The sequence below is a fragment of the uncultured Zoogloea sp. genome (assembly GCF_937894855.1).
GTDB classification, from domain to species: domain Bacteria; phylum Pseudomonadota; class Gammaproteobacteria; order Burkholderiales; family Rhodocyclaceae; genus Zoogloea; species Zoogloea oryzae.
Genome location: NZ_CALAYQ010000091.1, coordinates 1 through 8,393 on the forward strand (window position 1 = coordinate 1; position 8,393 = coordinate 8,393).

The 8,393-nt window shown below is 61.9% G+C and carries 7 protein-coding genes and 1 pseudogene; 2 read left to right on the forward strand and 6 right to left on the reverse strand.

Features of this window, described 5'->3' with window-relative positions:
- Positions 1-73 precede the first annotated feature (73 nt).
- A complete protein-coding gene (gene mobH / locus Q0672_RS11620) occupies positions 74-1,936 on the forward strand; it encodes a MobH family relaxase (protein ID WP_003050081.1) in 1,863 nt (620 codons plus the stop codon).
- A 50-nt stretch (positions 1,937-1,986) separates the two neighbouring features.
- Here mobH and Q0672_RS11625 read toward each other — a convergent pair whose 3' ends face one another.
- The 6 genes and pseudogenes from Q0672_RS11625 to Q0672_RS11650 form a co-directional block, all read right to left on the reverse strand.
- Positions 1,987-2,469, reverse strand: coding sequence for an AAA family ATPase (locus tag Q0672_RS11625; protein ID WP_013520789.1), 483 nt, complete (start codon positions 2,467-2,469; stop codon positions 1,987-1,989).
- A 47-nt stretch (positions 2,470-2,516) separates the two neighbouring features.
- Entirely contained in the window at positions 2,517-2,756 is a 240-nt protein-coding gene (locus tag Q0672_RS11630; RefSeq protein WP_202626418.1) for a hypothetical protein, read from the reverse strand.
- A 62-nt stretch (positions 2,757-2,818) separates the two neighbouring features.
- A pseudogene (locus tag Q0672_RS11635) lies at positions 2,819-2,998 on the reverse strand (transposase); the annotation flags it as partial.
- A 46-nt stretch (positions 2,999-3,044) separates the two neighbouring features.
- Complete coding sequence (locus tag Q0672_RS11640; protein WP_298622342.1) at positions 3,045-4,985, reverse strand: alpha/beta fold hydrolase; 1,941 nt, start codon at positions 4,983-4,985, stop codon at positions 3,045-3,047.
- The gene (locus tag Q0672_RS11645; protein ID WP_298622344.1) at positions 4,982-6,016 is read right to left on the reverse strand and encodes a DUF4105 domain-containing protein; all 1,035 of its coding nucleotides are present in this window, start codon (positions 6,014-6,016) and stop codon (positions 4,982-4,984) included. Before Q0672_RS11645 ends, Q0672_RS11640 begins: the two co-directional genes overlap by 4 nt.
- Positions 6,017-6,024: 8 nt before the next feature.
- Positions 6,025-6,660 (reverse strand): TetR/AcrR family transcriptional regulator, encoded by a 636-nt coding sequence (locus Q0672_RS11650; protein ID WP_298622346.1) that lies wholly within the window; start codon positions 6,658-6,660, stop codon positions 6,025-6,027.
- A 468-nt stretch (positions 6,661-7,128) separates the two neighbouring features.
- On the opposite strand from Q0672_RS11650, the gene Q0672_RS11655 reads away from it, so the two are divergent.
- The coding region (locus tag Q0672_RS11655; protein WP_298622348.1) for an efflux transporter outer membrane subunit at positions 7,129-8,393 on the forward strand (1,265 nt) is incomplete at its 3' end.

Here is an 8,393-nt window from a genome sequence, read left to right on the forward strand (position 1 = left end):
ACAGGACACCCGCATGCTCTCCCTGTTCCAGCGAAAACGGCCCCCGGTCGCCGGCCCGCCACAGGACACCCGCATGCTCTCCCTGTTCCAGCGAAAACGGCCCCCGGTCGCCGGCGCGCCACCGCCAGCACCCGCCACCGTCCTCCCGAAAGGGTTGATGCGGCCCGAGTCGGCCGCATCGCTGCTGGCCACCCCGCGCCGGCAGAAGCTGCTGGAGCACATTTGGCAGCGCACCTCGCTGTCGCGCAGGCAATTCGCCACGCTGTACCGAGCGCCCCTGGAACGCTACGCCGAGCTGGTCCAGGCCTTCCCGGCCTCCGAGGCGCATCACCATGCCTATCTGGGCGGCATGCTCGACCACGGCCTCGAAATCGTCGCCTACAGTCTGAAACTGCGGCAGTCCCATCTGCTGCCCATCGGCGCCAGCCCCGAAGACCAAGCGGCACAGTCCGAAGCCTGGACCGCCGCCGTCGCCTACGCCGCGCTGCTGCACGACATCGGCAAGATCGCCGTCGATCTGCACGTCGAGCTGGCCGACGGCAGCATCTGGCACCCTTGGCACGGCCCGCTGCGCCAGCCATACCGATTCCGCTACCGCGACGATCGCGAGTACCGCCTGCACAGCGCCGCGACAGGTTTGCTCTACCACCAACTGCTCGACCGTGAGGCCCTGGACTGGCTCAGCGGCTATCCGTCCCTGTGGGCACCACTGCTCTACGTCCTGGCCGGGCAGTACGAGCACGCCGGCGTACTGGGCGAACTTGTCGTGCAGGCAGACCGGGCCTCGGTGGCCCAGGAGCTGGGCGGCGATCCGGCCCGCGCCATGGCTGCGCCCAAGCACGCGCTGCAGCGCAAGCTGCTCGACGGGTTGCGCTACCTGCTCAAGGAACAGTTGAAACTGAACCAGCCGGAAGCCTCCGATGGCTGGCTCACCGACGATGCCCTGTGGCTGGTGAGCAAAACGGTCTCGGACAAACTGCGTGCGCACCTGCTGTCCCAAGGCGTCGATGGCATCCCTGCGAACAACACCGCGGTGTTCAACGTCCTCCAGGATCACGGCATGTTGCAGCCGGCGCCCGACGGCAAGGCTATTTGGCGCGCGACCATAACCAGTTCCACCGGCTGGTCCCACTCGTTCACCCTGTTGCGCCTCGCTCCTGCGCTGATCTGGGAATCTGGCGAGCGACCGACGCCTTTTGCAGGCACGGTAGCGATCGACGCGGCAGTCGCCGAAAACGACGCCGAGGCGCCGAAAATGCCGCCTGCGGCCATGGCGAAGGCAGCCCCGAACGGTCAGAAACTTCCATCTTGGGAAGGCAGTAGTACCGTCACCGCCTCACCGCCTAAGGCCCAGCCCGTGTCCGATGTCATGGAGGACATGCTGGCAATGGTGAGCACGAGCGGCTCGCCTGGTGCCGAGCAGGATGTGGAGCCGGTTGCACAGAGAAGCTACCCCGCAGACCCCAGCACTCCTATGCCAGCGACTGCCGCAGTGCTTCCTTCGCCACCACCATCTACTGCTAAACCACCCCTAACAGCAGCGCCCCCGTCAGGCGAACATTTCATGATGTGGCTGAAACAGGGAATTGCTTCGCGCCGGCTCATCATCAACGACGCAAAAGCGCTCGTGCATTCCGTGAATGACACGGCCTACTTGGTCAGCCCAGGTGTGTTCCAGCGCTACGTCCAGGAGCACCCTCATGTCGGCACGCTGGCACGGCAGGACAAGATGCCGGATTGGCAGTGGGTGCAGAAGCGCTTTGAGAAACTGGGGTTGCATCGAAAGCACGACAGCGGCTTGAACATCTGGATCTGTGAAGTCACCGGGCCGCGCAAGTCCCGGAAGCTGCATGGGTATTTGCTGATCGATGCGAATTGGTTGTTCGATGCAGTACCACCCAACAATCCTTATCTCAGAGTTACGCAAGAGATTTGAGCATGGAGTCCTACGTGGCGGTGAGATACGGTAGAGTTCGCCTTGGTAGGTTAGCGGCTAGCCAAGGTGTCCAGCACAAAGTCAGCGCGTTGCGCCACTCTGATCTTGGGCAACCGCGATACCGCATAGCCCAGCGCTGGATAGGTGCGCTGAAGCCGCTCGAATTCAGCCCGCGCTTCATCCATGCTGTGACGGCGTTCTTCGTCCTGCACATAGATTTCAGGCCACGGCGGGGCCAGAAAGATGCGCGAGTGGTAGCGATGCGACTGGGCAATCGTGTCCAGAATAGTAGTGCCGTCCAGTGCCTGGGGTGCTGCCGCCGCGTCGATCAGGCCACGGTCGAAGAACACCCATTGCGTATTGCTGCGTGGCGCATTGGCATGGTTGTCTAGCGCAAGGTCGATGGCCCCGCGCAGGAAGGCCGTCATGTCGAGCCACGGCAGGGCCTGGCCGCCCGTGCGTGTTTGTTCCTGAACGATACGCCGTCCAGGCTCCTCAATTACGGCATCCCTGGATTTCCATTCAACCCCCACAAACGAGAACGACGATCAACTATCTCCTGAAAGGCCATCAGCATCCATCAAGGCCAGCATGCCAACAATGAGTGCGTGCATGCCCTGTTGAGTTCGGCCTCCATCTCGGCTTCCTCCGTCGCACGGTCTGCATCCACGACGGGTTCCCGTTCGGCGACCGAGTACACCGTGTCGGCCACGGCAAGGCAGTGGAACGCCACGGTGGTCAACAGCCAGCGCGCATGCTCCATCGATATGCCGTAGGCCTGAGCGATGTGGCGTTGGTGGCCGACGATCTTGTCGAGCATGGGCTGGGTCGCCGCCAGACGGCGGATCACGTTGGGTACGCCTTGCCGTCGCCAAGATGCTTGGGCTTGAGCATCGGCGTCTCGTGGGCGTGCAGCACCACGTGGCGACGCAGTTCGTCATCCAGCGCCTTTACCATCGGCTGCAGTTGCGCGCCGCACGCACCGACCCACTGTGCCAGCGTCGAGCGGGCAACAGTAAGTCTGATGCTCTTTGCGCATTCAGATGAATGCATTACGCCCATACGAAATCCGAAATCAGCTCGGCCGCGCACAGCAGATGGCAGTTGTCTATGGCTGTAAATGCGCTTCCCGCAGAGCCATGTCCTCTCTCAGAATACGCTGGATCTCCAGTATCGCGGCCGCGCTCTGTTGCACGCTGTGCCCCGAAATAATGACTTTCTCGGACTGTGCGCCGGGAAGATGTGCGCTGCGATAAGGCACAAGACCGTCATCGGAATCATCGAGGGCCACTTCGGAATTGGCTTGGGCCACGATCGAGTGATAGCGCACCTGGGATGAGATGGGAAAGCCCGCCGCCGTACGCACGAACGGATCGTTTTCGTCGAGATTGTTCACGCTATTGGGAATGGTTGCCAGGCTTTCACGGCTGCTGGCGGCCGCATTGGGTGCCAGTGTATGGGCGAGTTCTTCGAGCACCGTAATGGGAAAGCGGATAAATCCCGCCATCCAGCGCCCCAGGCGTCCACCCGCGACCGATGTGCCCCGATGAGGCGCCGCGATGAAGATGGCACTGCTGACATTCGGGAAGGGCTCGAAGCGCAACATGGGATCAATGCGCCTGATCTGCTGCGGCGTCAACCGACTGTGATCCGCAGCCAATTGCACCAGCGATTGATCGGTTGACGACACCATCAACCGCGCGATGACCCCGCCCATGCTATGCCCCACCAGCACGAGGTCGGACGACGCCGGCGCTTGGCCGGATGGGTCGAAATGCGTCAGCGTCTCCCCGAGCGCCCTGCGAATCATGGCGTGGTTCAACGCGACTGGCATGTTGGTCGGGTAGTAGACCTGCCAGATCTGGTAATGCTGGCGCAGGGCCTCATCGCCCAGGATTTCGTTGGCGAGTTCCACCCAGGCTTCAGGGCTGCTGGCCAGTCCGTGCAGCATGACGATGATCCGCCTGTTCGGATCGTAGGGCTGCATCAAGTAGACGTGCGGGCGGTCGATGCCACCCTCGCGCCCGAGCAGGCTGCGCAGCGACTGGCGGTTGAAATTGGCACGGGCCAGCCATACGCCATAGCCGGCCGTGAAATTGGCCGCCAGCGGCACACGTTGGCCGCGCAGCATAATGGCCGATTCCACATAGGGGTCATGCACCGTCAGACGGGCTGTACGAGCATGCAGCACACTGTCCAAGTTGTCTCCGTCGGGATGCAGCAGAACCGTCATGGACGGCGCGGGCATCTCGCTCCAGGGCAGCGGTTGCTGATCATGTTTTGCCGCTGGGCGACCACCCCGAGTTGGGACGGCGCTCAGGGACTCGTCCGGAATGACCGCCACAAGCTCGGCGCCAAAGCCGTCGCGCCGGTAGAGGCTACGCAATCCACGGAAAGACAGGGACGAGGCTGGCAGGAGTTCGGCTGGCACCGCCGTAGTGCCCGGTAAGCGCGCGCCGCGCATATCCAGCTTCAGTTCCCAGCCTGCAATGTTCCAACTGGTCTGGTCGGGCAACTGCGTCGGCATTTGTTGCCGAACTTCGAACATGCCGGTGGCCGCATGCTCGACGGCATAGTTATACCAATCCCGCACTTGGGTCTGGCGATCCTCGAAGGCCCGCTCTCCCGGAGTATGGTCACCAAGGAACAGATAAGCATAGGCATAGCGAATCGTCTCAAGCCAGGCGGCTTGCTGCGCTGAACCGGGCTTCATGGCCTGAGCCTGCGCCAGCCATAGTTCGGACAGTGCAGCCAGGCGTCTATCCGTGGCAACCCCCGTCACGGTAGCCAAGGCCTCCGCGCACTCCGAGGAGATCGGCTTTGCGCATGCCTGCTCATCCAATGCCGCCACCCTGATGGTCTGGACAGTCGCATCGCTGAGCTTGCCACGTGTCAGGATGTCGCCGCGCTTGAGTTCGATGGCCTCCCTGGCAGGTAGCGTATGAACTTCAACCACTGGGCCGAACTCGCGCAGGATCGAGCAGCCCCCCAGCAGCAGCGGAGCAAGAGCGGCGCATGTAATGAGAAGGCAGGCCTGCGGGAACCTCATGGATTCACCTCGTTGGCAGGGATGCCTGGCACGCCTTGTCGAATCGACATCGAGAAGTCATCCTCTGACACATCGGAAGCAAGGGCACGTTCGTTGATATGCCCCAGTGCCTGCAATTCATCGTAACGATAGCCAGGCGTCAATCCATGCATGTCGTAGACGTACCGCGCAAAATATCCAGACAGCAGCAGGCGATAGTCCATTGGCAATGCGGGCGCAATGACCCGGGCCAGCTCGAATACGATGGTCGTGCAGTTACTGGTTAACGTGTTGTAAAAGCGCGGTTTCTGCCGCAGTTCATTGGCCGCGTTCAGAAACTCCAGAAACAACGCGCGGGCACTCGCCTGATTCATCTGCAAGCGATAGAGATAAACATCTTCGCCTCGCGCGTTGCTGCGCGTACGCACAATGTCTCGCTCATCGGCGGCTACCAGGATCTGCTCGAACTGACGGAAGAATCCTCCTACCGCCGAGAAGGACTCATGGCGTTCCTTGCGAATTTCCAGCGAGAACACCACGCGTTCACCGCCATCGAAGCCGAACGACACCAGGGTGTGGGCGATGTGCGGCCCCATCCAGTAGGAAAGCACCAAGTCGGCGCTGCGCAGACGATCCAGGTCGTATGTGCGGCTCTCCCACTGCGGGGTGTAGTCGGTTTCGCTGCGCCACTGGAAGTTGCGCACATTATTCAGGTGAACATGGTTGCCGTCGATCCTGGCCTCCAGCAACTGGGCGACATCGTCAGCCCATACACGCTGGTGTGACGGCTGCAGCGTCCCCCACCACATGAGCAGGGAGGCGGCTGCGATCACAAATGCGAATCGGGCGATGTTGCGATTGCGCCGCCCAAGCAAGCCCGCCCGCGACAAGACAACGGTCACACCCAACGTAGACCACATGGCAATGACGAACCATCGCACCACCGAAGGTCCCGGCATCTGATGCCACAGAGCCAGCGCACCCCACACAGTCAGCAGCAGTACCACAAAGCCGATCGCCAAGCCTGCAAGGGCGCGCAGGACTATGTGCATCACTCCGCTCATTGAGGCTGCAAAAGCTCAAGCAACAGTTGCCGGTGCGCATCCCGTAACTGCACCAGCGAGATGGAAGGATTCCCCTTGGACAGCATCGAGGAACTCAGCCACAGCACTGCGGGCGCGAGCGCCAACGGGAAGAAGTGTTCGGTCAAGACGCCTGGGCGAATGACGCCTCGGCGTATGTTGCGGTGGATGATGGTCTGCGCCCGCTCTTTCAGTCCGTGCGCAACTTCGTTGTGCCAACGCTGCACCAGCTCTGGTGTTCTGGCGCTTTCGGCCAGAAGCAGCCGGTAAATCGACATCGTGGCAGGGGAGCTAAAGGTCGCGTATAGGCGATCCAGGTAGACATCTACCAGCTCTGGCAACGTCAGATCTTCATCCGGGAGCCAGCCCTGGAAATCGCAAATCTGCTTTGTCGTACGTTCGAGCAAGGCATGAAAAATTTCTTCCTTGCTTTTGAAGTGGGCGTAGATGCCAGCCTTGGACAAGCCTGCGCATTCCGCCAGGCGCTCCATTGACACGGCGTTGTACGTCCGATCCGCGAATTCGACCAAGGCCGCGTCGAGTATTTCTTCTTTTCTGGCGGCAGAGGACAGGTAGCGGCGCTTGTCGGGCGCGTCATCTTTCTTGGGTAGCATTCAAAGGCTCTGTTCAAAGATCTGAGGGGTGTTCCCACGGGCCGGTCACCGGCTCTACCAGAAATCAGGGCCTTCCTTGAACCCAAGCCGGCAGCTCGAATTGATCTGCGTCAATGACCGACGAGCCCGCTGATTGCGGTTCCCGCTGATTGCGGTTCCCGGATTGTAACGTATAATTAAAAACAACCGTCCAGTGGTTTGTTTTCAAATTTCACGATGCAAGCCAACTCAGAGGCGCGAACGAACCCGGCACATCGGGATGTGACACAGGAAGAGCACCTAATCAACCAGCCAGGGGACACGGGGATGCACATATCAACAAGGAGATGAAGTGGACTTGACAGCACTTGCAAGCAGGAAAAGAAGGCCTGCGGACATCGGCCACGAACTCCGCATTGCGTGGGTGGCAGCTATCCCCTCCTCTGCAACCAGACCCTCTTCAGCCCGATACCCGTACGGAACGTGACCATGCCCCCAGCTTCCCTGTTGTTTCCTGCGTTCAGCTTGCGCACTGCCTCGTTGGCCCTGAGCGCCGTCGTCTTGACCGGCTGCATGTCGCTCGCTCCGGCGCCAGACACCCCGCCGCTGCCCGTGCCCGAAGCCTGGCCTGCGCATCTTGGATCAGGCACCGACGGCGCCCACGCGGGAGAGCTTGCCTGGCAGGCGTACTTCACCGACCCCTTGCTGCAACGCCTCATCGAGACAGCGCTGGAGAACAACCGCGATCTGCGCCTGGCCGCGCTGCGTGTCGAGGAAGCCAGCGCCGCATTCCGCATTCAGCGCTCGGATCGATTTCCTGCCGTGGGCGTGGGTGCCCAGGGTGGACGCGCCCGCGTCCCTGGCGATCTGAACATGTCGGGCCGGTCGCAGGTGGGCGGCGAATATCGGGCCGAGGTGGGTTTGAGCACCTGGGAGCTGGATCTGTGGGGCCGGGTCCGCAACCTGGAAGACGCCGCCCTGCAAAGCTGGCTGGCTTCCGACGCGGCCCGCCAGGCCGTCCACCTGGCGCTGATCGCCCAGGTGGCCGACGGTTATCTTGGCTTGCGCGAGATAGACGAACGCGTGGCTATCGCCCGTCAAACCGTCGCGACCCGCGAGGAGTCCTATCGCATTTTCCGGCGCCGCGTTGAAGTCGGCTCGACCTCGAAGCTGGACCTCACTCAAGTCCAAACTTTGCTGAACCAGGCTCAGGCGCTGCTAACCCAGCTTGAGCAAGCACGCGCCACGCAACTGCACGCGCTGGCACTGCTGGTAGGTGCCGATCCTGGCCCGCTGCCCACCAAGGCACCCTTCGATGAAACAACGGTGCTGGCCGAACTCCGGGCCGGCCTGCCCTCGGAGCTGCTGATCAGTCGCCCGGACATCATTTCCGCCGAACACCAATTGCGTGCCGGCGATGCCAACATCGGCGCGGCCCGTGCGGCGTTCTTGCCGCGCATTGCGCTGACCGGCAGCTTCGGCACGGCCAGTTCCGATCTTGACGGCCTGTTCGATTCCGGCAGCCGCGCCTGGACCTTCATGCCTACCTTGTCGCTGCCCATCTTCGATGGCGGGCGGCGGCGCGCCAACCTGGAACTGAGCGAAGTGCGCCGCGACATCGCCGTCGCCGGATACGAAAAAACCATTCAAACAGCCTTCCGCGAGGTGGCCGATGCGCTGAGCGCAAAGCACTGGCTGGCTGAGCAGTTGACGATCCAGAGAGCCAACCTGGAAGCGCAAAGCGAACGCGCACG